This is a genomic window from Aeromonas sp. R4-2, assembly GCF_040908295.1.
In the GTDB taxonomy this organism is placed as follows: domain Bacteria; phylum Pseudomonadota; class Gammaproteobacteria; order Enterobacterales; family Aeromonadaceae; genus Aeromonas; species Aeromonas veronii.
The window spans coordinates 90,488-111,827 of record NZ_JBFODL010000007.1 but is presented as its reverse complement, the minus strand read 5'-3'; the positions used below and the strand labels follow the sequence as shown (position 1 = coordinate 111,827).

Annotated in this window: 20 protein-coding genes; 12 read left to right on the top strand and 8 right to left on the bottom strand. The window is 58.4% G+C overall.

Going from position 1 to position 21,340, the window contains the following annotated elements:
* Positions 1 to 241: 241 nt before the first annotated feature.
* The 6 genes from AB5Y99_RS03425 to AB5Y99_RS03400 all read left to right on the top strand — a co-directional run bounded on the left by AB5Y99_RS03425 (position 242) and on the right by AB5Y99_RS03400 (position 7,084).
* The gene (locus AB5Y99_RS03425; protein ID WP_043825621.1) at positions 242 to 1,861 is read left to right on the top strand and encodes an ABC transporter substrate-binding protein; all 1,620 of its coding nucleotides are present in this window, start codon (positions 242 to 244) and stop codon (positions 1,859 to 1,861) included.
* Between the two features lie 98 nt (positions 1,862 to 1,959).
* Entirely contained in the window at positions 1,960 to 2,880 is a 921-nt protein-coding gene (gene oppB, locus AB5Y99_RS03420) for an oligopeptide ABC transporter permease OppB (RefSeq protein WP_005337672.1), read from the top strand.
* 14 nt (positions 2,881 to 2,894) lie between these two features.
* On the top strand, positions 2,895 to 3,806 hold the full coding sequence (gene oppC / locus AB5Y99_RS03415; RefSeq protein WP_005337670.1) for an oligopeptide ABC transporter permease OppC: 912 nt from the start codon (positions 2,895 to 2,897) through the stop codon (positions 3,804 to 3,806).
* A 54-nt stretch (positions 3,807 to 3,860) separates the two neighbouring features.
* Entirely contained in the window at positions 3,861 to 4,841 is a 981-nt protein-coding gene (locus AB5Y99_RS03410) for an ABC transporter ATP-binding protein (RefSeq protein ID WP_005337668.1), read from the top strand.
* Entirely contained in the window at positions 4,842 to 5,837 is a 996-nt protein-coding gene (gene oppF, locus AB5Y99_RS03405) for a murein tripeptide/oligopeptide ABC transporter ATP binding protein OppF (RefSeq protein WP_033114332.1), read from the top strand.
* Positions 5,838 to 6,139: 302 nt separating this feature from the next.
* Entirely contained in the window at positions 6,140 to 7,084 is a 945-nt protein-coding gene (locus AB5Y99_RS03400; protein ID WP_005353134.1) for a TerC family protein, read from the top strand.
* A 65-nt stretch (positions 7,085 to 7,149) separates the two neighbouring features.
* On the opposite strand, the gene alr is transcribed toward AB5Y99_RS03400, so the two are convergent.
* Positions 7,150 to 8,376 carry an alanine racemase gene (alr, locus tag AB5Y99_RS03395; protein ID WP_201902172.1) on the bottom strand — a complete coding sequence of 409 codons (1,227 nt, stop codon included), beginning with the start codon at positions 8,374 to 8,376 and terminating at the stop codon, positions 7,150 to 7,152.
* A 173-nt stretch (positions 8,377 to 8,549) separates the two neighbouring features.
* Between alr and AB5Y99_RS03390 the strand changes: the two genes are divergently transcribed.
* Complete coding sequence (locus AB5Y99_RS03390) at positions 8,550 to 8,999, top strand: isoprenylcysteine carboxylmethyltransferase family protein (protein ID WP_201902170.1); 450 nt, start codon at positions 8,550 to 8,552, stop codon at positions 8,997 to 8,999.
* A gap of 93 nt (positions 9,000 to 9,092) precedes the next feature.
* Here AB5Y99_RS03390 and tapW read toward each other — a convergent pair whose 3' ends face one another.
* Together tapW and AB5Y99_RS03380 are read right to left on the bottom strand one after the other, a co-directional pair.
* Positions 9,093 to 10,232, bottom strand: coding sequence for a type IVa pilus ATPase TapW (tapW, locus tag AB5Y99_RS03385; protein ID WP_005353124.1), 1,140 nt, complete (start codon positions 10,230 to 10,232; stop codon positions 9,093 to 9,095).
* 58 nt (positions 10,233 to 10,290) lie between these two features.
* On the bottom strand, positions 10,291 to 10,647 hold the full coding sequence (locus AB5Y99_RS03380; protein WP_005337656.1) for a DMT family protein: 357 nt from the start codon (positions 10,645 to 10,647) through the stop codon (positions 10,291 to 10,293).
* Positions 10,648 to 10,759: 112 nt separating this feature from the next.
* Here AB5Y99_RS03380 and AB5Y99_RS03375 point away from each other — a divergent pair, with 112 nt between their 5' ends.
* From AB5Y99_RS03375 to AB5Y99_RS03365, 3 genes are all read left to right on the top strand, one after another.
* A complete protein-coding gene (locus AB5Y99_RS03375; protein ID WP_019446655.1) occupies positions 10,760 to 11,491 on the top strand; it encodes an ABC transporter substrate-binding protein in 732 nt (243 codons plus the stop codon).
* Between the two features lie 97 nt (positions 11,492 to 11,588).
* Positions 11,589 to 12,596 (top strand): vitamin B12 ABC transporter permease BtuC, encoded by a 1,008-nt coding sequence (btuC, locus tag AB5Y99_RS03370; protein ID WP_019446656.1) that lies wholly within the window; start codon positions 11,589 to 11,591, stop codon positions 12,594 to 12,596.
* A gap of 65 nt (positions 12,597 to 12,661) precedes the next feature.
* Positions 12,662 to 13,459: an ATP-binding cassette domain-containing protein gene (locus AB5Y99_RS03365; RefSeq protein WP_019446657.1), complete on the top strand. Its 798-nt coding sequence runs from the start codon at positions 12,662 to 12,664 to the stop codon at positions 13,457 to 13,459.
* Positions 13,460 to 13,575: 116 nt separating this feature from the next.
* Here AB5Y99_RS03365 and AB5Y99_RS03360 read toward each other — a convergent pair whose 3' ends face one another.
* Positions 13,576 to 14,637, bottom strand: a complete 1,062-nt coding sequence (locus AB5Y99_RS03360) for a 3-deoxy-7-phosphoheptulonate synthase (protein WP_019446658.1) — start codon at positions 14,635 to 14,637, stop codon at positions 13,576 to 13,578.
* Positions 14,638 to 14,781: 144 nt separating this feature from the next.
* Between AB5Y99_RS03360 and AB5Y99_RS03355 the strand changes: the two genes are divergently transcribed.
* Positions 14,782 to 15,162: a diacylglycerol kinase gene (locus AB5Y99_RS03355; protein ID WP_005337641.1), complete on the top strand. Its 381-nt coding sequence runs from the start codon at positions 14,782 to 14,784 to the stop codon at positions 15,160 to 15,162.
* A 123-nt stretch (positions 15,163 to 15,285) separates the two neighbouring features.
* Positions 15,286 to 16,505 (top strand): IS3 family transposase gene (locus AB5Y99_RS03350; protein WP_368208701.1). Its coding sequence is split into 2 segments (ribosomal slippage): positions 15,286 to 15,634 and positions 15,634 to 16,505, totalling 1,221 coding nucleotides; the frame shifts between segments, so codons are not numbered across the junction.
* A gap of 63 nt (positions 16,506 to 16,568) precedes the next feature.
* Here the strand turns inward: AB5Y99_RS03350 and serA are convergent.
* The 4 genes from serA to AB5Y99_RS03330 form a co-directional block, all read right to left on the bottom strand.
* Positions 16,569 to 17,801, bottom strand: a complete 1,233-nt coding sequence (gene serA, locus AB5Y99_RS03345; protein ID WP_005337639.1) for a phosphoglycerate dehydrogenase — start codon at positions 17,799 to 17,801, stop codon at positions 16,569 to 16,571.
* Between the two features lie 324 nt (positions 17,802 to 18,125).
* Positions 18,126 to 18,779: a ribose-5-phosphate isomerase RpiA gene (gene rpiA / locus AB5Y99_RS03340; protein WP_042083875.1), complete on the bottom strand. Its 654-nt coding sequence runs from the start codon at positions 18,777 to 18,779 to the stop codon at positions 18,126 to 18,128.
* 161 nt (positions 18,780 to 18,940) lie between these two features.
* Positions 18,941 to 19,537 carry a 5-formyltetrahydrofolate cyclo-ligase gene (locus AB5Y99_RS03335; protein WP_159143962.1) on the bottom strand — a complete coding sequence of 199 codons (597 nt, stop codon included), beginning with the start codon at positions 19,535 to 19,537 and terminating at the stop codon, positions 18,941 to 18,943.
* A gap of 211 nt (positions 19,538 to 19,748) precedes the next feature.
* Entirely contained in the window at positions 19,749 to 21,083 is a 1,335-nt protein-coding gene (locus AB5Y99_RS03330; protein WP_005337634.1) for a Na+/H+ antiporter NhaC family protein, read from the bottom strand.
* Between the last annotated feature and the right edge of the window lie 257 nt (positions 21,084 to 21,340).

The window sequence follows — 21,340 nt, the reverse complement described above, 5'->3', positions numbered from 1 at the left end:
CTTTTTATTGGTTGCTTTTTGCCCGGTCTTTTCTAGAATCGGTCGTTTGTATGAAAAATGAGCGTTTTGTTGGTGTTTTAATACTGAAAAAGCGCGTGCCAGCTGATTTTTTGACCAGAAAATGACGATTACCCTGACAATATCTGTTGCATTATCGGAATTGGCAGGGAATTATGCTGGGAGCGGGTTTTAACCCCGTCACTTTAAAAAATGCATGGAATGTTCTTGTTGGAGTAGGGAAATGACTCATAAAAAAACAATGATTAACACATTGCTGGTGGCTGCACTGTTTGGTGGCGTCAATGTGGCTCAGGCTGCCGATGTCCCGGCGGGAACCAAGCTGGCTGAAGTCCAGCAACTGGTAAAAGGCAACGGCTCCGAGCCTGCGACCCTTGACCCGCACAAGACCGAAGGAACGGTCGAATCCAATATTCTTCGTGACCTGTTCGAGGGTCTGGTACTTTCTGGTCCCAAGGGTGAAGTACTGCCTGGCGTAGCAGAATCCTGGGAAACCAAGGATAACAAGCACTACGTCTTCCATCTGCGCAAAGATGCCAAGTGGTCCAACGGTGACCCGGTCACTGCCCACGATTTCGTTTTTGCTTTCCAGCGTGCCGTTGATCCGAAGACAGCCTCTCCTTACTCCTGGTATCTGGAGATGCCGACTATCGCCAACGCCACCGATATTATCGCTGGCAAGAAACCCGCTGATACGCTGGGTGTGAAGGCTGCTGATGACTACACCTTCGAAGTGCAGCTTGAGAAAGCGATCCCTTACTTCGTCAGCATGCTCTCCCACACCACCACCTATCCGGTACCGAAAAAGGTAGTCGAGCAGTTTGGTGACAAGTGGACCCAGCCGGAGAACATGGTATCCAATGGTGCCTATGTGCTGAAGAAATGGGTGGTCAACGAGCGGATAGAGCTTGAGCGCAACAAGAATTACTGGGACGACGGCAAGACAGTGATCAATACAGTGGTCTATTTGCCGATCCAGTCTACCAACGCCGATCTGAGCCGCTATCTGGCGGGTGAGGTGGATCTGACTTACACCACTCCTATCGAACGTTTCAAGCAGCTCAAGAAGGATTACCCGAATGAGCTGAAGGTGACCGGCTTGGTGTCCACTTACTATTACCAATTCAACTTCAAGCACAAACCGTTTGACGATGTGCGTGTCCGTACTGCGCTCTCCTACGCCATCGATCGTGATGTGATCGCCGACAAGGTAATGGGTCAGGGCCAGACTCCGGCTTACGGTCTGACCCCAGACTATGTGGATGGTTTCAAGCCAGTGGTCGCCGATTGGTCGAAGATGACCCAGACCGAGCGTGATACCAAAGCGAAAGCTATGTTGAAAGAAGCCGGTTTCGATGCCAGCAAGCCGCTCAAGCTCGAACTGCTCTACAACACCGACGACAACCACAAGAAAGTGGCCGTGGCCGTGGCCTCCATGTGGAAGAAGCTGGGTGTGCAGGTGAGCCTGGTCAACCAGGAGTGGAAAACTTACCTGGAAACCAAGAAACAGGGGCAGTTTGAAGTAGCTCGTGCCGGCTGGAACGCTGACTACAACGAAGCCTCCTCCATGCTGGATCTGATGCAGACCACCCACGGCACCAACGACGGCAAGTACTCTAATCCGGAGTATGACAAGCTGATGGATGAGTCTCGCGATCAGGTTGACGATGTGGCCCGCAACAAGATCTATGCCCAGGCTGAGGCCATCCTTGCCAAGGACATGCCTATCGCCCCTATCTATCAATACGTTACTCCGCGCATGGTGAAATCCTATGTGGGTGGCTACCCAGCCAACCCGCTGGATAACCTCTACAGCAAAGATATGTACATCATTGCTCACTGATTTAAAGCAACAAGTCGCATAACAAGCAGGGCCCGCCGGACGGCGGGCCTTTATTACAACCGCGACCATTTGGAAGCAGTACAGGACAGGAAATGTCTATGTTGAAATTCATTTTTAAACGGCTATTGGAAGCGATCCCGACTCTGCTGGTCTTGATCACCGTCTCTTTCTTCATGATGCGTTTCGCCCCCGGTAACCCCTTTACCAGCGAGCGTTCACTGCCCCCCGAAGTCATCGCCAATATCGAGGCCAAATACGGGCTCGACAAACCCATTGGCATGCAATATCTCACTTACCTGGGCAACCTGGTGCAGGGGGATTTGGGCCCCTCTTTCAAATACAAGGATTTCACCGTCAATGATCTGGTGAGTCAGGCGCTGCCTGTTTCCGCCAAGATCGGGACCACGGCCTTCTTCTTCGCCGTGTTGCTGGGGGTCACCTTCGGCACCATAGCGGCACTGAAACAGAACACCATCATCGACTATCTGCTGATGTCGTCGGCCATGGCCGGGGTGGTGATCCCGGGCTTTGTGCTGGCGCCCTTGCTGGTGCTGTTCTTCAGTATTCATCTTGGCTGGTTCCCTGCCGGTGGCTGGCAGGGTGGTGGCATCCAGTTTATGGTGCTGCCGGTGTTCGGCATGATGATGTACTACATCTCTGCCATCTCGCGGATCATGCGGGGCAGTATGATCGAGACCATGAACTCCAACTTCATCCGTACCGCCCGTGCCAAGGGCTTGCCGCTGCGCCACATCATCCTGAAACACGCGCTGCGTCCGGCCATGCTGCCGGTGGTCTCCTATCTGGGCCCGGCCTTTGTCGGCATCATCACAGGTTCCGTGGTGATCGAGACCATCTTCGGCCTGCCGGGGATCGGTCAGCTGTTCGTCAACGGTGCCCTTAACCGTGATTACTCCATGGTGCTCGGTCTGACCATTCTGGTCGGCGCCCTCACCATCACCTTTAACGCTGTGGTCGATATTCTCTACGCCTTTATCGATCCCAAGATCCGTTACTAATTCGGGAGTTCATCATGGTTGTTTCAACTGAAAAACGCGATGCCGTCGAGGCGTTCGCGCAAAAAGTGGAAGTGGTGGAGGGGCGCTCCCTGTGGAAGGATGCCCGTCGCCGTTTCCTGCGCAACAAGGCGGCACTGACCAGCCTGATCATTCTGACCATCATCGGTCTGGCGGTCATCTTTGGCCCCCATTTGTCCCAATACACCTTTGACGATCCGGACTGGGGCGCCATGCAGTCGCCGCCCGATATGGAAGCGGGTCACTACTTCGGAACAGATAGTCTGGGGCGCGATCTGTTCGTGCGCACCCTGCTGGGCGGTCGCATCTCCCTGATGGTCGGCATCATGGGCGCCATGGTGGCGGTCATCATCGGTACTTTGTATGGCGCGGCCTCCGGTTTTATCGGCGGGCGGGTCGACAGCCTGATGATGCGGGTACTGGAGATCCTCAACGCTTTCCCGTTCATGTTCTTTGTCATCATGCTGGTCACCTTCTTTGGCCGCAATCTGGCGCTGATCTTTATCGCCATCGGGGCGGTGAGCTGGCTCGACATGGCGCGTATCGTGCGGGGCCAGACTCTCAGCCTCAAGAGCAAGGAGTTTATCGAGGCGGCTCACGTCTGTGGCGTCTCCAAGTGGAAGATAATCACCCGTCACATCGTACCGAACGTACTCGGTATCGTGGCCGTTTACGCCACCTTGCTGGTGCCGGGCATGATCATGTTTGAATCCTTCCTGAGTTTCCTGGGCCTTGGGGTTCAGGAACCGATGACCAGCTGGGGTGCCCTGCTGGATGAAGGCTCCAAGTCGATGGAAGTGGCCATCTGGCAACTGCTGTTCCCCGCCTGCTTTATGGTGGTGACCCTGTTTTGCTTCAACTTCCTCGGGGATGGTCTGCGTGACGCCCTCGATCCGAAAGATCGTTAATCGAGCATCGGATCGACAGGAAAGCATCACGAAAGATCGATAAGGAGTTTTTATATGAAGTTACTGGATGTGAAAGATCTGCGGGTCGAGTTCAAGACCCCGGACGGCAATGTGGTGGCGGTCAACGACCTCAACTTTTCTCTCTCTGCGGGCGAAACCCTGGGGATCGTCGGCGAGTCCGGCTCCGGCAAATCCCAGACGGCCTTTGCCATCATGGGGCTGCTGGCCAAAAACGGCATTATTACCGGTTCCGCCAAGTTTCAGGGTGAGGAGATCCTCAACCTGCCGGAGTCCAAGCTCAACAAGATCCGTTCCGAGAAGATCGCCATGATCTTCCAGGACCCCATGACCTCGCTCAACCCCTACATGAAGGTGCAGGATCAGCTGATGGAAGTGCTGATGCTGCACAAAGGGGTGAGCAAGGCGGAAGCGTTCGAAGAGTCGGTACGGATGCTCGATGCGGTCAAAATTCCTGAAGCACGCAAGCGGATGGGGATGTATCCTCACGAGTTCTCCGGCGGTATGCGCCAGCGGGTGATGATCGCCATGGCACTGCTCTGCCGGCCGCAACTGCTGATCGCCGATGAGCCGACCACCGCGCTCGACGTGACCGTACAGGCTCAGATCATGACCCTAATGAACGAGCTCAAGCGCGAGTTCAACACCGCCATCATCATGATCACCCATGACCTTGGCGTGGTCGCCGGTATCTGCAACAAGGTGCTGGTGATGTATGCCGGTCGTACCATGGAGTACGGCAAGGTAGACGATATCTTCTATCGCCCGAGTCACCCCTATACCGAAGGTTTGCTGCGCGCTATTCCCCGTCTCGATACCGAAGGGGAAGTGCTGCCCACCATCCCGGGCAATCCGCCCAACCTGCTGCGTCTGCCCACCGGCTGCCCCTTCCAGGAGCGTTGCCACCGGGTGAGCGAGATTTGCGGCCAGCAGTCGCCAATCCTGACGCCGTTCAATGACGGCCGGGAGCGCGCCTGCCACTGGGTATCGGATGCCATGAACAAGGGGGCCAACTAAATGGGTGCCGAGAAGAAATTGCTGTTGGAAGTGTCTGACCTCAAGGTGCACTTCAGTATCAAGAGTGGCAAGGCGTGGCCATGGGCCAAGCCATCCGATTTGAAGGCGGTCGATGGTGTTACCCTGCGCCTCTACGAAGGGGAAACCCTCGGGGTGGTGGGTGAGTCCGGTTGCGGCAAATCTACCTTTGCCCGCGCCATCATCGGTCTGGTGCCGGCGACGGCGGGCAAGGTGGTGTGGCTGGGTGATGATCTTACCAAACTCGACCAGAATGCCCTGCGCGAGAAGCGTAAAGAGATCCAGATGATTTTCCAGGATCCGCTGGCCTCTCTGAACCCGCGCATGACCATCGGCGATATCATTGCCGAGCCGCTCATCACCTTCTATCCCAACCTGCCGCGGGAAGAGGTGAAGGAGAAGGTGCGCGCCATGATGAGCAAGGTGGGGCTCTTGCCCAACCTGGTCAACCGCTACCCGCACGAGTTTTCTGGCGGCCAGTGCCAGCGGATCGGTATCGCCCGGGCGCTGATCCTCGAGCCCAAGATGATTATCTGTGACGAGCCGGTCTCGGCGCTTGACGTATCCATTCAGGCGCAGGTGGTCAACTTGCTCAAATCCCTGCAAAAGGAGATGGGGCTGTCGCTTATCTTCATCGCCCACGACCTGTCGGTGGTCAAACATATCTCCGACCGGGTGCTGGTGATGTATCTGGGCAACGCCGTTGAGCTGGGGACCCGCAAGGAGATCTTCGCCAATCCGCTGCACCCCTACACCAAGGCGCTGATGTCAGCGGTGCCGATCCCAGACCCTGAGCTGGAGCGCAACAAGGTGATCCAGATCCTGGAGGGGGATTTGCCCTCACCGATGAATCCGCCGTCCGGTTGCGTGTTCCGCACCCGCTGTCCGGTGGCTGGCCCCGAGTGCGCCAAGACCCGCCCCGTGCTGGAGGGGAACTTCGATCACGCGGTCTCCTGCCTCAAGGTCGACCCGCTCTGATGGGGATGTGTTGAACCTGCTTGCGGGGCTCCTTGATGGGGCCCCGATTTATTTTTGACGGCAGTGAAGATGCCTCTTGGCGTTATCTTTTACCGCTGCTACTATCCGCGCAACAAGGGGAGTAACTTCTCGCCGGTTTGTCGTCATTACGGTGCACCCATATCCTGCAGTGCACCCGGCAGCCGGGCAGTCGATGCAAATCAGCTGTAAGTGAGACCTTGCCGAGAGGCAAGGTGTATCTGCTCCAAACGCAAACCCACGCCTCTCGGTCGTGGGTTTTGTCGTTTTTGGGAGAAGTGAACATGGGTGAATGGTGGATGTGGACCGGTTTCTTCAGCATAGTGCTGGTCCTGTTATGGATAGACATACGCTTTGTCGGTGGCGGCAAGTCACACAAGGTATCTCTCAAAGAGGCGGGCGTCTGGTCCCTCATCTGGATCAGTGTTGCCCTGCTCTTCAACCTGGCTATCTGGCTCTGGCTCGATCACAGCGCGGGCCGTGAAATCGCCAACCAGAAGGGGTTGGAGTTCCTCACCGGCTACCTCATCGAGAAAGCGCTGGCAGTGGACAACGTCTTCGTCTGGCTGATGCTGTTCGGCTACTTTGCCATTCCAGCCGAGCTGCAGCGCAGGGTGCTGCTGTACGGGGTACTGGGTGCCATCGTGATGCGGGCTGGTATGGTGTTCGCGGGCAGCTGGCTCATCGAGCAGTTCCACTGGATCCTCTATCTGTTTGGCGCTTTCCTGCTGCTGACCGGTGCCAAGATGCTGTGGGCGGCCGACAAGGAGCCTGATCTCGCCAACAACCCGCTGCTGGGCTGGATGCGCCGTCGCTTCAAGGTGACCGAGACGCTGGAAGGGGAGAAGTTCTTCGTCTGGCGTGACGGTGTGCGCTATGCCACTCCGCTGCTGCTCATTCTGGTGCTGGTGGAGGTGAGCGACCTCATCTTCGCGGTGGACAGTATCCCGGCCATCTTCGCGGTGACCACGGATCCCTTCATCGTGCTGACCTCCAACATCTTCGCCATCATGGGTCTGCGTGCCATGTACTTCCTGCTGGCGGGTGTGGCTGATCGCTTCGCCCTGCTCAAATACGGTCTGGCGCTGATCCTGATGTTTATCGGGGTCAAGATGCTGCTGCTGGATATCTTCAAGATCCCGACCGGCATTGCGCTTGGTGTCGTTGCGTTGATCCTGCTGGCATCCATGGGGCTGAGTCTGTTTGTGACCCGTAAAAAGGCCGCTTGAGCGCGGCAGACAATGAAGCAATAACAACAAGGGCTCCCGCGGGAGCCCTTTTTCATATCGCGTGATCAGCGTTTGATCTTCTTGGGGTTAGTGTAGCCCCAGATGGTGTACATGTCCGCCAGCAGGGCGCCGTTGTACTCCTCCAGATCCGCCTGTTTCACTTCGGCTTCACTCTGACGGCCAAACAGCACCACCTCGTCGCCGGGTTTCACCCCTTTCAGATCAGTCACATCCACCATGATGGTGTTCATGGAAGTCTTGCCGACCACCGGCACCTTCTGACCCTGGATCAGCACATAGGCCTTGTTGCTCAGGGAGCGGCGATAACCGTCGGAGTAGCCCAGCGGCAGGTTGGCGAGCCAGGAGTCACGCTTGAGGGTAAAGGTGCGGTCATAACCGACGGTGTTACCTGCCGCATAGTGGTTGACAGAGGCTACCTGGGTCTTGAATGCCATCACCCGCTTGTATTCGGTGTGGGAGGGGATGGAGTCACCGTAGAGCAGGCCGCCCGGGCGCACCATGTCGAAGTAGGCGTCCGGCACGGCCAGGGTGGCGAAGGAGTTGGCGGCGTGGATGGTGATCTTGCTGCGATCCAGCTTGCCCGCTTCCAGCAGCCACTGGGAGTCCAGTTTGAACTGGGCCAGCCCCATCTTGACGTCCTCTTTCTCCTCCACCGGGAAGTGGGTCATGATGCCGACCGGGGTGATCCCCTTTAGCTTGAGCATGGCCAGCGCATCCTGTTTGGCATCGGCCAGACGCAGGTCGATGCCGTTGCGGCTCATGCCGGCGGAGTTGAGCGCGATATGCACCGGAATGGTGGTGTGGTGGCGCTGGGCGATATCGGCGATACCCTGGGCACTCACCAGACTGCCGATCAGCTCCTCCATCTTGTAGGGCAGGGCCTGCTCTACTTCATCCGGGGTGGCAGCACGCACCCGCATCAGACGGCCGGTAAATCCCTTCTCGCGGGCGACGCGCGCTTCTTCGTTGCTGGCGATGCCGATGCAGGGGATATTGGCCTTGACCACGGAGGGGACCAGCAGGTCGATGCCATGACCGTAAGCGTCGGCCTTCATGATGGCGCAGATCTGCGGGCCCTTGTCACCGAGACGATCCTTGAGGGTCTGGATATTGTGTTCAAAGGCGCCCAGATCCACTTCCAACCAGGCGTTGCTGGCGGTTTGCTCCTGGCCGTTGCGATGATCCGTCGCAAGGGGCAGATATGGAGCCGCAACGGCTTGGCCCGCGAGCAGGCCGAAGATCAGGGTAGCCAGCAGAGTTTTCTTGTGCATGGTGATTCCTTTTTGTTGTTCGCGTTGGATAGTTTGGACGGGGTCGGCCACATTGGTGGTGGTTTAACCACAACTTGTTGTTATTATTATGATCTTTGTCACTCTCAACAGGCGCTGACTGGTTGGGAGTCTACCGTAACACGGGTTCGGCCGACACTCGTCAGGGGAAGAAAATGGTTAATCTTGAGTTACGTTTGCCACCACCGCTGATCTTTCTGCTCTGTGCCGGGGCCATGTGGTGGCTAAGAGAGGAGAGTCAGCCCGGCATCTGGGCAATGGCGCTGATGGCTGTGCTGGTCGTTGCGGGGGCCATCATGGGCTTTGGTGCCCTGCAACGGTTTCGTCACCACCAGACCACGGTCAGCCCCACCAAACCTCAGCACACCAGTCGTCTGGTGACCTGTGGCGTCTATCGTGTCAGTCGCAATCCCATGTATCTGGGGCTGCTCTGCTGGCTGGCCGCCTGGGGCTGTTATCTCGGTGGAAGTTGGGTCTGGGTTGGGCCAATCGTGCTGGTGGCCTGGCTGACCCGCTTCCAGATCATGCCGGAGGAGCGACTGTTGCATGCTCGTTTCGGCGACGAGTATGTGGCGTATTGCCAGCGCGTTCGCCGTTGGTGCTGACTGGCTGTGAGCTGCGTGAGCTGAAGGATAAGTCGGGTCAGCCGTGCGGGATAAAGAGAACCCCGGGCGGGCTCGGGGTTCTCGAGGGGCTAGTTAGAAAAAATCGCCCTTCTCGTCCTTGGTGGGTTCGAGGCTCCAGCCGGTGGCATCGCTGCTGCTGGCAATCTGCCCCTTCTCCTTCCACAGCTTGATCTTGAGGCGCAGGTTGTTGGCCGAGTCGGCGTTCTTTACCGCCTCTTCTTCCTCAATTACCCCTTCCACTACCAGATCAAACAGGGCACTGTCGAAGGTGACCATACCGAGGGCCTTGGATTTCTCCATCACCTCTTTGAGGCCGCCAAATTCGCCGCGCTTGATCATGTCGCGGATGGTGTGGGTGCCGAGCATGATCTCCACTGCGGCCCGGCGGCCGCCATCGGTGGTTTTCACCAATCGCTGGGAGACAAAGGCCTTGAGGTTGTTGCCCAGATCGTTGAGCAGCTGCGGGCGGCGCTCCTCGGGGAAGAAGTTGATAATGCGATCCAGCGCCTGGTTGGCGTTGTTGGCGTGCAGGGTGGAGATGGCAAGGTGGCCGGTTTCGGAGAAGGCCAGCGCATGTTCCATGGTCTCGCGATCGCGGATCTCACCGATAAGAATGACGTCCGGCGCCTGACGCAGGGTGTTTTTCAGGGCTGCGTGGAAGCTGCGGGTATCCACGCCAACCTCCCGCTGGTTGATGATGCTCTTGCGGTGGCGATGAACGAACTCCACCGGATCTTCGATGGTGATGATGTGGCCACCGCTGTTGCGGTTGCGATGGTCGATAAGCGCCGCCAGCGAAGTGGATTTGCCCGAGCCGGTACCGCCGACAAACAGTACCAGACCGCGTTTCTCCATGATGGTGTCGAGCAGCACTGGCGGGAGTTTGAGATCTTCAAAGCGGGGGATTTCGGTCTTGATGTTGCGGGCCACCAGAGAGACTTCGTTGCGCTGCTTGAAGATGTTGACCCGAAAGCGGCCGATCTGGGGCAGGGAGATGGCGAGGTTCATCTCCAGATCCTTCTCGAACTGCTGCTTCTGCTCGCCATCCATGATCTCGGCGGCGATCCGCGCTACTTCACCCGGCTCCAGCGGCGTTTCGTTGAGGGGGCGCAGGCCGCCGTTAAACTTGGCGCAGGGGGGTGCGCCGGTCGACAGATAGAGGTCTGAGCCATCCTGCTTGGCCAGGATCTGTAACATATCTCGCAATTCCATTTTTTTGCCTCGTCGATCAATGAGATGCCATGAGCGGGATGATATTGAGTGTACAGCCTCAGGCGCCGGTCAGTTTCTCGCGAAAGACAAAAAAGACCGCACCGAGAATGCAGAGCCCTGCCCAGAGATAGTCCCATTTCAGATCTTCCTTGAGATAGAAGATAGAGAAGGGGACGAATACGGTGAGTGTGATCACTTCTTGCAGGATTTTAAGTTGGCCCACGCTCATCACCGTATGGCCGATGCGGTTGGCGGGCACTTGCAGCAGGTATTCGAACAGGGCGATACCCCAGCTCACCAGGGCGGCAATGATCCAGGGTTTATGGTTCATGCTCTTGAGGTGAGCGTACCAGGCGAAGGTCATAAAGACGTTGCTGCAGAGCAGCAGACCGATACTGGTGAAAATCGGGTTCATAGGGTTCTCCTTGAAAATCCGGCGCATTTTATCCCTGAACCACGGGTTTTCATACGTGGTGCGGGAGGGTATTTTTAACCAACAGGATAAGCCGTGCGAGGTATGCGACGGGATGGGCAAGTTATGCGGGATTGTGTTGTTACTGTTATTTGCCATGCCGTTGCGTGCGGCCCCGACGCTGACGGTGGCCACCGATCTGTGGCCGCCATTTCGCATCCTGCAAGCGGATGGCCGGTTGCAGGGGCTCGACATGGACATCCTGCGCCGGTTGCAACAGGCGAGCGGCATTGAGTTGCAGGTACGGCGGATGCCGTGGGGCAGGGCGCTCAAGCAGATGCAGACCGGCCAGGTCGATCTGATGATTGGTCTCGCCTATACCGCCGAGCGGGCGCAGTTTATCGACTATCTGCAGCCTGCCTACTACCAGTGCTGGCCCGCGTTTTATGGTCAGCCGGTCAATGTGGCCCGGATCCACCAATACCGCGATCTGCAGGGGGTGAAGGTGGGCTATGTGCTCAACTCCGCCTACTTTGAGCCCTTCAACAGTGACAGCCGCCTCGACAAGCATGGAGTACCTACCGAAGATCAGCTGCTGCGCATGGTGCAGCGTGGTCACCTGCCGCTGATGATCGGTACCGACTGTCAGGTGGACTATGCCCTGAGTCAGGGAAATGCCAGCCGGATAGGCAAGGCGGACTACCGTCCCGCCACGCCGGTGACCCTCTATCTGGGGATGAGCAAGCACTCACCTCACCAGTCGCTGCGCCAGCCCTTGCTGGTGGCGCTGCAAAATCTGGTGGCCAGCGGCGAGATAAGCGTGATGGCCAAGCGTTACCAGCCTTGACCTTGGGTGGCAAGCCACTGTTATCATGCCATTTTCCTGCTTCTCCCCCGGCGCTGCGACAGGGCTGGGGGGAAGCCTTGTTATTCGGGGATCCTCCTTGTACCTCTCGCTTATCGCCCGCCAGCAGCGCTGGCAGCGGCGCTGGCTCTGTGGCCTGACGCTGCTGACCCTGCTGCTGTTTCTCTTCTCCCTCGTCTGGGGCGAGTTTGTGCTGCTGCCCTGGCAGCCCCTTGGCGATCTCGAACAGCGCATCCTGCTGGAGCTGCGCCTGCCGCGCGCCCTGCTGGCCCTATTGGCTGGCGCCGCGCTCGCTTGTGGCGGCGCCGTATTGCAGGTGATGCTGCACAACCCGGTAGCCGAACCCGGGCTGCTTGGCGTTTCAAGCGGAGCAGGACTGGCTGCCATGGTTGCGATGGCGGTGGCCAAGTCCCTCGGCCTCTATCTGCCTGGCTGGGGGCTGTCGCTGGCGGCCTTCGGTGGCGCCCTGCTGGTGACCATGCTGCTCATTCGGCTGGCTCGTCGGGCGCGTCTCGGCCATGCCCGCTTGCTATTGTTTGGCGTCGCCATCGGCATTCTCACCAATGCCGCCATGACCTGGTTGATGTACTTTGCCGATGATGGCTCCTTGCGTGAATTCATGTTCTGGATGATGGGCAGCCTCTCTTACGGCAGCCAGCAGTTTGCTTGGTGGTGGCTGGTGCTGCCGCTCACCCTGGGCTGGCTCTGCTGGCAGGGCAAGGCGCTGCAACAGTTGTTGTTGGGGGAGACCCAGGCCCGCCTGATGGGGATGGATGTCGACAAGTTGCGGGTGCGGCTGGTGCTGGCGGTCTGTCTGCTGACCGGTGTGGCGGTGTCGTTGTGTGGTGTCATCGGTTTTGTCGGGTTGGTGGTGCCCCATCTGCTGCGGCTCTGCGGTGGCAGCGATCAGCGCTTTCTGCTGCCTGCCTCGGCGCTTGGCGGCGGGGCCCTGCTGCTGGCGGCCGATCTGGTTGCTCGATCCACCCTGAGCGCGGGGGAGTTGCCTATCGGCGTCATCACCGCCTCGGTGGGGGCGCCGCTCTTTATCTACCTGCTATTGAGGCAAACTGCCGATGGTGCTGCATGAATATCTGCATGATTTGGTCGGGGCGCGCAGTCTCCTTATTTACCCGTTGTTGAGGCAAGATGCCGATGTCACCCGCTGATCCCATGCCGGTTTCTTCTCGTGCTGCTGCGCCGCTGCTGGAGGCGCGCGCACTCGCCATTGCCGGACGGCTCTCTCCTCTAGATATCCGCTGGCATGGCGGCCAGTTGGTGGCGCTGCTTGGCCCCAATGGCAGTGGCAAGTCGACCCTGCTCGGGGCGCTGGCGGGGATTTTATCCGCCGATGGCACAGTGCTGCTGGGGGGGGAAGTGCTTACTGACATGAGTTGGCCCGAGCTTGCCAAACGGCGCGCCATGCTGCCCCAGCGTCAGCCCCAGCTGTTTCATATTCCGGTGTTTCAGGTGTTGAGCCTGGGGCTCGATGAGATGGTTGCACCTGCCAGACAGAACGAGGCGATAAATGCATTGTGCGAGGCATTGGAGCTGGAAGCTTTGCTGGCTCGTGACTTCAGCAGGTTGTCGGGGGGCGAGCAGCAGCGGGTGCTGATTGCCCGCACCCTGCTGCAGGTGTGGCCGGGCCTCAATCCGACCGGCAAGGTGCTGCTGCTGGACGAGCCGCTGGCGGGGCTCGACCTGCATCACCAGCTGGCGCTATTGCGGTTGCTGAAAACCCTGGCCGGGCAGGGCTTGCTGGTGGTGCTCGCCATCCACGATATCAATCTGGCCATCGACTGGGCCGACCGCATTCTCTGCCTGCAAGGGGGCGCGGTGGTGCGCGAAGGGGGTGTCGAGCTGGTGGATGAGGCGCTGCTGGCGCAGGTATTCCAGATCCGCACCGACCGCATCGAAGCGGCAGGGCGCGTGTGGTTTATGCCCAGTTTGTGAGTAGGGTGTACAGGAAAGAGGGCGCATGTAGGGCCGATTAGCGAAGCGTCATCGGCTGACAGCAAGAAGAAGAGGCCGGTATCAAAAATACCGGCCTCTTTGGTTTTATTCGCAGTTCAAGCCTGTTTGCTCAGGCGCACCCGCGCGGCTTCGGCCAGCATTGCCAGCAGGGTTTCGGTGTCGCTCCATGACAGACAGGCATCGGTGATGCTCTGGCCAAAGGTGGCGGCGCAGCCGTTCTCCACATCCTGACGCCCTTCCACCAGGAAGCTTTCGGCCATGATGCCGGCGATGCCGGTCCGGCCGCGGCGCAGCTGATCGCAGATATCTTGCGCCACCAGCAGCTGACGGCGGTGATCCTTCATGCTGTTGCCGTGGCTGAAATCGACCACCAGACGCTCCGGCAGGCCCACATCGGCCAACGCTTCACACGCTTCATCGACACTGGCGGTGTCGTAGTTGGGTCGGTGGCCGCCACGCAGGATCACATGACCAAAGGGGTTACCGGCGGTGCGGTAGATGGTCATCTTGCCGTCCTTGTCCGGCGAATAGAAGATGTGGCTGTGACGGGCGGCGCGCACCGCATCGATGGCGATGCGGGTATTGCCGTCGGTGCCGTTCTTGAAGCCAACCGGGCAGGAGAGGGCCGAAGCCATCTCGCGGTGTACCTGGGATTCGGTGGTACGTGCGCCGATGGCGCCCCAGGTGATGAGGTCGGCAATATACTGGCCGGTCACCATATCGAGGAATTCGGTGGCGGTGGGCATGCCGATCTCGTTGATGTCGACCAGCAGTTTGCGCGCCAGTTTCAGCCCTTCGTTGACGTCGAAACTGCCATCGAGGCGCGGATCATTGATCAGCCCTTTCCAGCCGACGATGGTGCGCGGCTTCTCGAAGTAGGTGCGCATCACGATGCAGAGACTCTCTTTATACTGCTCGCGCAGGGCGTTGAGGCGCAGGGCATACTCGCGAGCAGCAGCGGGATCATGGATAGAGCAGGGGCCGACAATGACCAGCAGGCGCTGATCGTCTCCGGCCAGAATGGCTTCCACTTCGCGACGGGCATCCAGCAGATTCTGGGCAATGGTATCGGTGATCGGAAACGCGTGTGCAAGCTCGCTCGGAGTGATCAGTGACTCCAGGCGACGGGTGCGCAATTCATCTGTGTGAATGGACATACAACTCAAGTCTCGAGTGGGTGGTGTCAGCCGCAAGGGGCGAAAAAGCAAAGAGATAAAATAAAGCAAAAGTCCACCGATTGAAACCTTGGGGGGCTCTGATAGGATGTGAGGCCAAAATCGATTCCAAATGAGGTAGATAGCGTGGCAAAGCCAGGGGCAACCGGGGTCACCCGCATCATCAACGCAACCGGTTACAGCATGAAGGGGCTCAAGTCAGCCTGGATTAACGAGGCGGCGTTTCGGCAGGAGCTGATGCTGATCCTGTTGCTGATGCCGCTGGCCTTCTGGCTGGGGGATTCCCTCAACCAGATCCTGCTGCTTATTGTCATCAGCTGGCTGGTGGTGATCGTCGAGATCCTCAACTCCGCCATTGAAGCTGTGGTAGACAGGGTTGGCTCCGAGCATCATGAGCTCTCCGGCCGCGCGAAGGATTTGGGCTCCGCCGCCGTCTTTATCGCGCTGGCCCTGAACGCCCTGGTATGGGGGGCGCTGGTGGGCCGCAACCTGTTGGGGTGGTGGTAAGCCACTACGCTGCCTTTAGGTTCTGCTTCATAAAAAAGCCCGTCATCACGACGGGCTTTTTGCTGCGCAGTGTCCCGTCCTGAATATGGTTTACACCTTTCCCCCCAATAAATGGAGAATCCGATGGGACAAGGTGTGAAACGGACACAGCGCGATTACTCGCTGACTTTTAAACTGGCACTGGTCGAGCAGATTGAAAAAGGCGATCTCACCTACAAACAGGCTCAGGTGCGTTATGGCATTCAGGGCCGCTCCACCGTTCTGGTATGGTTGCGTAAACATGGTCGGCAAGATTGGAGCCAAGGGGCTTCTGTGCGCGCCGGCAGGAGCATCACCATGCCTGACCCCGACAACCAGACGCCCGAACAGCGCATCAAGGAACTCGAGCAACAGCTGGCGCTGATGAGTCAGAAAGCCCAGTTCTTTGAGGCCGTCGTCGATGTACTGAAGAATGACTACGGCGTCTCTATCGTAAAAAAGCGACCCGGCAAGTCCTCTCGCAGCGGCAAGTCGAGAGGCTGACTATTGTCAGGGCTTGCCTGTTTCTGGGGATAAGCCGGCAGGCTTACTACAAGCGCAATCGGGTCGCCGACGAGCGCCATGCCCAGGGATTGCAGGTGGTGCGCTTTGTGCGTCAGGTTAGACTGCGACAACCTCGGGTCGGTACCCGCAAGCTGCATTATCTGCTGCTGGGTCAGGATGATGGCGGGCTCAAAGTCGGGCGTGACAGGCTGTTTCGGATATTGGCCGAGCACCGCTTGCTGGTGCTGCCCAGACGGGCGTATCACAAGACCACCCACAGTTTTCACTGTTTCTACCGTCATCCCAACTTGCTCAAGGCGGGGCCAGAGCAGGTCACGCCGGTGGCCCCGGAGCAGGTCTGGGTCGCAGATATCACCTATCTGCCAGCCAGGAGCGGGCCGCTGTACCTGAGCCTGGTGACGGATGCGTACTCACGCAAGATAGTGGGCCATCACGTGCACGAAGGAATGCATGCCGAATCGGTGGCAATGGCGTTCAAGAAAGCGCTGAAGCAACGACGTGGCGGCGGTGAACTCATCCATCACTCGGACCGCGGCGTGCAGTATTGCTCGGTGCTGTATCAGTCACTACATGAACGGTACGGGGTGAAATGCTCGATGACGGATGGGTATGACTGTTACCAGAATGGGTTGGCGGAGCGGGTGAACGGGATTTTGAAAGGAGAGTTATTGTTGCAAAGCCCGCAGGATTTGACGCAAGCGCGGGAAATGGTGCGTGAAGCGGTGGATATTTACAACGAGGAGCGGCCGCATCATGCGTTGAAATACAGAACCCCCGATGCGGTACATCGGGGGTTCTGAGTAGAGAAATGCTAGTTGAAAATGTGTAAACCTATTTCAGGACTAGACACAGATAAGGGTCTATCAGTGGAGGATGCGGGCACGGATGGTGCCGTTGATCTCCTTGAGCTTGGCGAGCGCCTTCTCGCTGTGCTCCGTCTCCACGTCGATCACCACGTAACCGATATGGCTGCTGGTCTGCAGGTATTGACCGGCGATGTTGATCCCCTCTTCGGCGAAGATCTGGTTGATCTGGTTCATCACGCCCGGCTGGTTGCGGTGAATATGCAGCAGGCGGCTGGAGCCCTTGTGGCCCGGCAGCGACACTTCCGGGAAGTTGACGGCGGAGAGGGTGGAGCCGTTGTCGGAGTATTTGACCAGCTTGTTGGCCACTTCCAGCCCGATGTTCTCCTGCGCTTCATGGGTGGTGCCACCGATGTGCGGGGTCAGGATCACGTTTTCCAGCCCCCGCAGCGGGCTTTGGAACTCCTCGTCATTGGACTTGGGCTCGACCGGGAAGACGTCGATGGCGGCGCCGGCGATATGGCCGCTCTTGATGACGTCAGCCAGCGCATCGATATCCACCACGGTACCGCGGGCGGCGTTGATGAAGATGGCGCCCGGTTTCATCATCCGCAGCTGCTCGGCTCCGATCATGTTCTTGGTGGAGGCGGTCTCCGGCACGTGCAGGCTGATGACGTCAGACATATTGAGCAGCTCGACCATGCTCGGCACTTGAATGGCGTTACCCAGCGAGAGCTTGTTCTCGATATCGTAGTAATAAACCTTCATGCCGATGCTCTCGGCGATGATGCCGAGCTGGGTACCGATGTGGCCGTAGCCGATGATGCCGAGCTTCTTGCCGCGCGCTTCCACCGAGCGGTTGGCCAGTTTTTCCCACACGCCGCGATGGCACTTGGCGTTTTTCTCGGGGATGCCGCGCAGCAGCAGCAGGATCTCGCCCAGTACCAGCTCGGCGACCGAACGGGTGTTGGAGAAGGGGGCGTTGAAGACCGGAATACCGCGGATCTGGGCCGCTTCCAGCTCGACCTGGTTGGTACCGATGCAGAAGCAGCCGATGGCGACCAGCTTGTTGGCTGCGTCGAGGACTTTCTCGGTGATCTGGGTGCGGGAGCGCAGCCCGATGAAATGGACGTCGCGGATCTGCTCGATCAGCTCCTCTTCGGAAAGCGAGGTCTTGAGATACTCCACACTGGTGTAACCTGCGGCACGAAAGGTCTCTACGGTGTTGGGGTGAACCCCCTCCAGCAGCAGAACCTTGATTTTATCCTTGTCCAACGAAAACTTGGCAGTCATGACGATCCCTCTGTATGTGCAAACGTAAGTGCAGATTTGGTGTGCGAAGAAAACCGTAAAGTAGCAAAAACGTTTGGGAGAGGGAATATTTGTGACGAAAGTCAAATTCTTTGAAGTTATCAACGAATGTTGTAAACATCCGTATGCAACTTGTTGAGGGATAAATAAAAACGGCGCCATCAGGCGCCGTCATTAATTCACAGTGCAATGTTTGGGTCATATCCCATGCAGGGGCTCAATCAGCACCGCTGCTGCATCAGAGGTTGCAGAGTGGCGCTGGCGTGCGAGGGAGGATGCCGCTGCACTGTGCTGCCGGTGTCGGGATTACTGGGTAATCACGCCGTCCGGCGTACCGATCAGGACAACATCGGCGCCGCGGGCGGCGAACAGGCCGTTGGTGACCACACCAACGATGGCGTTCAGTCGTACTTCCAACGCCTTGGCGTCGGTAATGGCCATGCCTTTCACATCCAGAATGTGGTTGCCGTTGTCGGTGACCACCCCTTCACGCCACACCGGGTTGCCACCCAGTTTGCGAATTTCGCGGGCCACGTATTCGCGGGCCATCGGGATCACTTCCACCGGCAGCGGGAACTTGCCCAGCACGTCGACGGTTTTGGTGTTGTCGATGATGCAGATGAACTTGTCAGCGACGGCGGCAACGATCTTCTCGCGGGTCAGGGCTGCGCCACCGCCCTTGATCATGTCGCGGGTTGCGTTGATCTCGTCGGCGCCATCCACATAGACGGAGAGGGCGTCGATCTCGTTGAGATCATATACGGTGATGCCGAAGCCCTTGAGGCGCTCGGTAGAGGCCACGGAGCTGGATACCGCCCCCTTGATCTCGTCCTTCATGGTCGCCAGCGCGTCGATAAAGTGGTTGACGGTAGAGCCGGTGCCCACCCCGACGATGGTGCCGGGAACCACATACTTGAGCGCAGCCCAACCGGCCGCCTTCTTCATTTCATCTTGAGTCATGATCGTTCCTTAAGAAAAAAGCGGGCGCATTATATCCAACCCGGTACCCCGTCGCGACCTTGTTGCTCACGTTCCGGGGCAAAAAGAGGGACTTTGTAAATCGTTTGCCTGTTTATTCTGCGTTTGCGCGCACAAAGCAGGGGCTGCCGGCCAAACACAGCCTATTCAAAGCACCAGCAGTGGCTCGGGGTGATGATCTGGGGCAGTGGCACATCCCACTCCTCTTGCGGGACCGCATCCACCTGCTGGCAGTCGTGGGCAATGCCGAGCGGCTTGGGCCCCAGCTTGTGCTCATGCCAGATGGCGAGAGTGCGATCATAGTAGCCGCCCCCCATGCCAAGACGATTGCCCTGGGCATCGAAGGCGACCAGCGGGGTGCAGATAAGATCGAGCGTGCTGTGGGGCACCACCTGCAGGATATCCAGCTCCGGCTCTTCGATGCCGTAGCGGTTGCGTACCATGGGGCTGGTGGCGGTATAGCGCAAAAAGAGCAGGTGACCCGGGGTAAAGGGGTGGAGCACCGGCAGGTAGACCTCTTTGTGCTGGGCCCACAGCCAATGGATGGTGGGCAAGGGATTGATCTCTCCATCATTGGCCAGATAGAGGGCAATGCGCTTGGCGGCGAGGATCTCGGGGTGTTGCTTGAATTGGGCCAGCAGCTGTTGGGCCGCCGCCTGCTGCTCGGCCGGACTCAGATTTTTGCGGCGTTGACGAACCAGTTGGCGCAGGGATTGACGTTCGGGTTGGGACTCATGCATGGGGAACCTCTGGTATAGCTGCGCATCGATGGCTTGAACGCGCTCTACCTTAGCACATTCACTCTTGACGTTAAGGGGGGCAGGGAAACCCCGTCCCGGACGGCTGATGCCCGGAACGGTGGGATAAATGCTGGCTGATCCGTTAGTGAGTCAACAAGGGCCAGGGGGTGGCCCCTGTTGACGGCATGTCGGCGCGTCAGCGTCTGGTCTGTTACTTGTCAGCTTTGCCGCGCATCTGGTGCTTCACAAATACTGCAATGAGTGCCGCTACCGCGAGTGCCATCGGGTAGAAACTCATGCTCACCACCGCCAACGGCGACAGGGCGAAGATGGATCCCAGCAGCAGCGCCTGGGCCCCCCAGGGGATCAGACCCTGTACCACGCAGGAGAAAATATCGAGCATGGAGGCGGCGCGGCGCGGGGTGACACCGTGGTGTTCGGCCAGATCCCGGGCTACCTTGCTGGCGACGATAATAGCCACCGTGTTGTTGGCGGTGCACAGGTTGGTGAGGCTCACCACCCCGGCGATGCCGAGCTCGGCGGCTTTCTCGTTCTGTTCACCATTGTGCTCGCGAGTGAAACGGGCAATCAGGGCGCTGATGCGCTCGCTGATCCATGCCAGTCCACCCTGACGCTCCATCAGGGCGCCGAGGCCGCCGATCAGCATGGAGAGCAGGAAGATCTCCTGCATGCCGGTAAAGCCCTGATAGATATCCTTGCTGAACTGACCGATGGCGTAGCCGTTGATCATGCCCACCACTCCGGCGGCCAGAATACCGATCCCCAGCACCACAAACACATTCACTCCGGCGAGCGCCAGCCCCAGGATCAGCAGATAAGGCATCACCTTGAACAGCTCGATGGCGCTGCCGTTGGCCGGGGATTCACCCACTGAGCCCAGGGTCAGATAGAGCAGGATCACCGCGATGGCGGCAGGGGCGGCAATCTTGAAGTTCTCGCGGAACTTGTCCTTCATCTCGCACCCCTGGCTGCGGGTGGCCGCAATGGTGGTGTCGGAGATGATGGAGAGGTTATCGCCAAACATGGCGCCGGAGAGAATGGTACCTGCCATCAGCACCGGATCGATACCGGCCGCCTGCGCCACGCCCAGCGCGACCGGCGCCACGGCACCTATGGTGCCCATGGAGGTGCCCATGGCGGTAGCAATAAAGGCAGAGATGAGGAACAGCCCGGGCAACAGCGCCCAGCCGGGAATGAGGGAGAGACCCAGCGCCACGGTGGCATCAACGCCGCCGGTGGCCTTGGCCACGCTGGCAAAGGCGCCCGCCAGCAGATAGATAAGGCACATCGCCATGATATTGCTGTGGCCGACCCCCTTGAAGAAGGTCTCCAGATTGCTGTTGAAGCTCTCTTTGCCAAGCAGCAGGGCGAGCATCACCGCAGGCAGGGCAGCAACCGGAGCGGGCAGCTGATAGAAGGCGAATTCGACCCCCTGCAGGGTCAGCCAGGTACCGGTACCGATAAAGAGTGCGAGAAAAACCAGAAGTGGCAACAAGGCCCTGGCACTGGGTTGGATCTGGATCATGTGTTCCTCTGAAATTGAACAATGACCTCCTGTCATAAACTGCTTTGTACCTGTATCGGATAGGGATAGGGGGAAAACAGGGCGGGCATCCTGCCGCATCGGGGTGCCCACAGTAGTGAGTCAACCTCGCTTGGTCAAGATAGACGTCCAGATGGATAGGTGTTTTTGTTTGATGATTCTGGTGTTATTGAGATATCAAAAGAATATTCGGAAAAATAAGTTGGCGCTGATTATTGTTCGTTGCTGTTCTGGCGCAG

Coding starts and splice junctions, on each gene's coding strand:
- AB5Y99_RS03425 (WP_043825621.1), top strand. CDS start 242: ATGACTCATAAAAAAACAATGATTAACACATTGCTGGTGGCTGCACTG.
- AB5Y99_RS03375 (WP_019446655.1), top strand. CDS start 10,760: ATGGGCAAGTTATGCGGGATTGTGTTGTTACTGTTATTTGCCATGCCG.
- rpiA (WP_042083875.1), bottom strand. CDS start 18,779: ATGACTCAAGATGAAATGAAGAAGGCGGCCGGTTGGGCTGCGCTCAAG.
- serA (WP_005337639.1), bottom strand. CDS start 17,801: ATGACTGCCAAGTTTTCGTTGGACAAGGATAAAATCAAGGTTCTGCTG.
- AB5Y99_RS03390 (WP_201902170.1), top strand. CDS start 8,550: ATGGTTAATCTTGAGTTACGTTTGCCACCACCGCTGATCTTTCTGCTC.
- AB5Y99_RS03365 (WP_019446657.1), top strand. CDS start 12,662: ATGTCACCCGCTGATCCCATGCCGGTTTCTTCTCGTGCTGCTGCGCCG.
- tapW (WP_005353124.1), bottom strand. CDS start 10,232: ATGGAATTGCGAGATATGTTACAGATCCTGGCCAAGCAGGATGGCTCA.
- oppF (WP_033114332.1), top strand. CDS start 4,842: ATGGGTGCCGAGAAGAAATTGCTGTTGGAAGTGTCTGACCTCAAGGTG.
- AB5Y99_RS03360 (WP_019446658.1), bottom strand. CDS start 14,637: ATGTCCATTCACACAGATGAATTGCGCACCCGTCGCCTGGAGTCACTG.
- AB5Y99_RS03400 (WP_005353134.1), top strand. CDS start 6,140: ATGGGTGAATGGTGGATGTGGACCGGTTTCTTCAGCATAGTGCTGGTC.
- AB5Y99_RS03410 (WP_005337668.1), top strand. CDS start 3,861: ATGAAGTTACTGGATGTGAAAGATCTGCGGGTCGAGTTCAAGACCCCG.
- oppC (WP_005337670.1), top strand. CDS start 2,895: ATGGTTGTTTCAACTGAAAAACGCGATGCCGTCGAGGCGTTCGCGCAA.
- AB5Y99_RS03380 (WP_005337656.1), bottom strand. CDS start 10,647: ATGAACCCGATTTTCACCAGTATCGGTCTGCTGCTCTGCAGCAACGTC.
- oppB (WP_005337672.1), top strand. CDS start 1,960: ATGTTGAAATTCATTTTTAAACGGCTATTGGAAGCGATCCCGACTCTG.
- AB5Y99_RS03335 (WP_159143962.1), bottom strand. CDS start 19,537: ATGCATGAGTCCCAACCCGAACGTCAATCCCTGCGCCAACTGGTTCGT.
- alr (WP_201902172.1), bottom strand. CDS start 8,376: ATGCACAAGAAAACTCTGCTGGCTACCCTGATCTTCGGCCTGCTCGCG.
- AB5Y99_RS03330 (WP_005337634.1), bottom strand. CDS start 21,083: ATGATCCAGATCCAACCCAGTGCCAGGGCCTTGTTGCCACTTCTGGTT.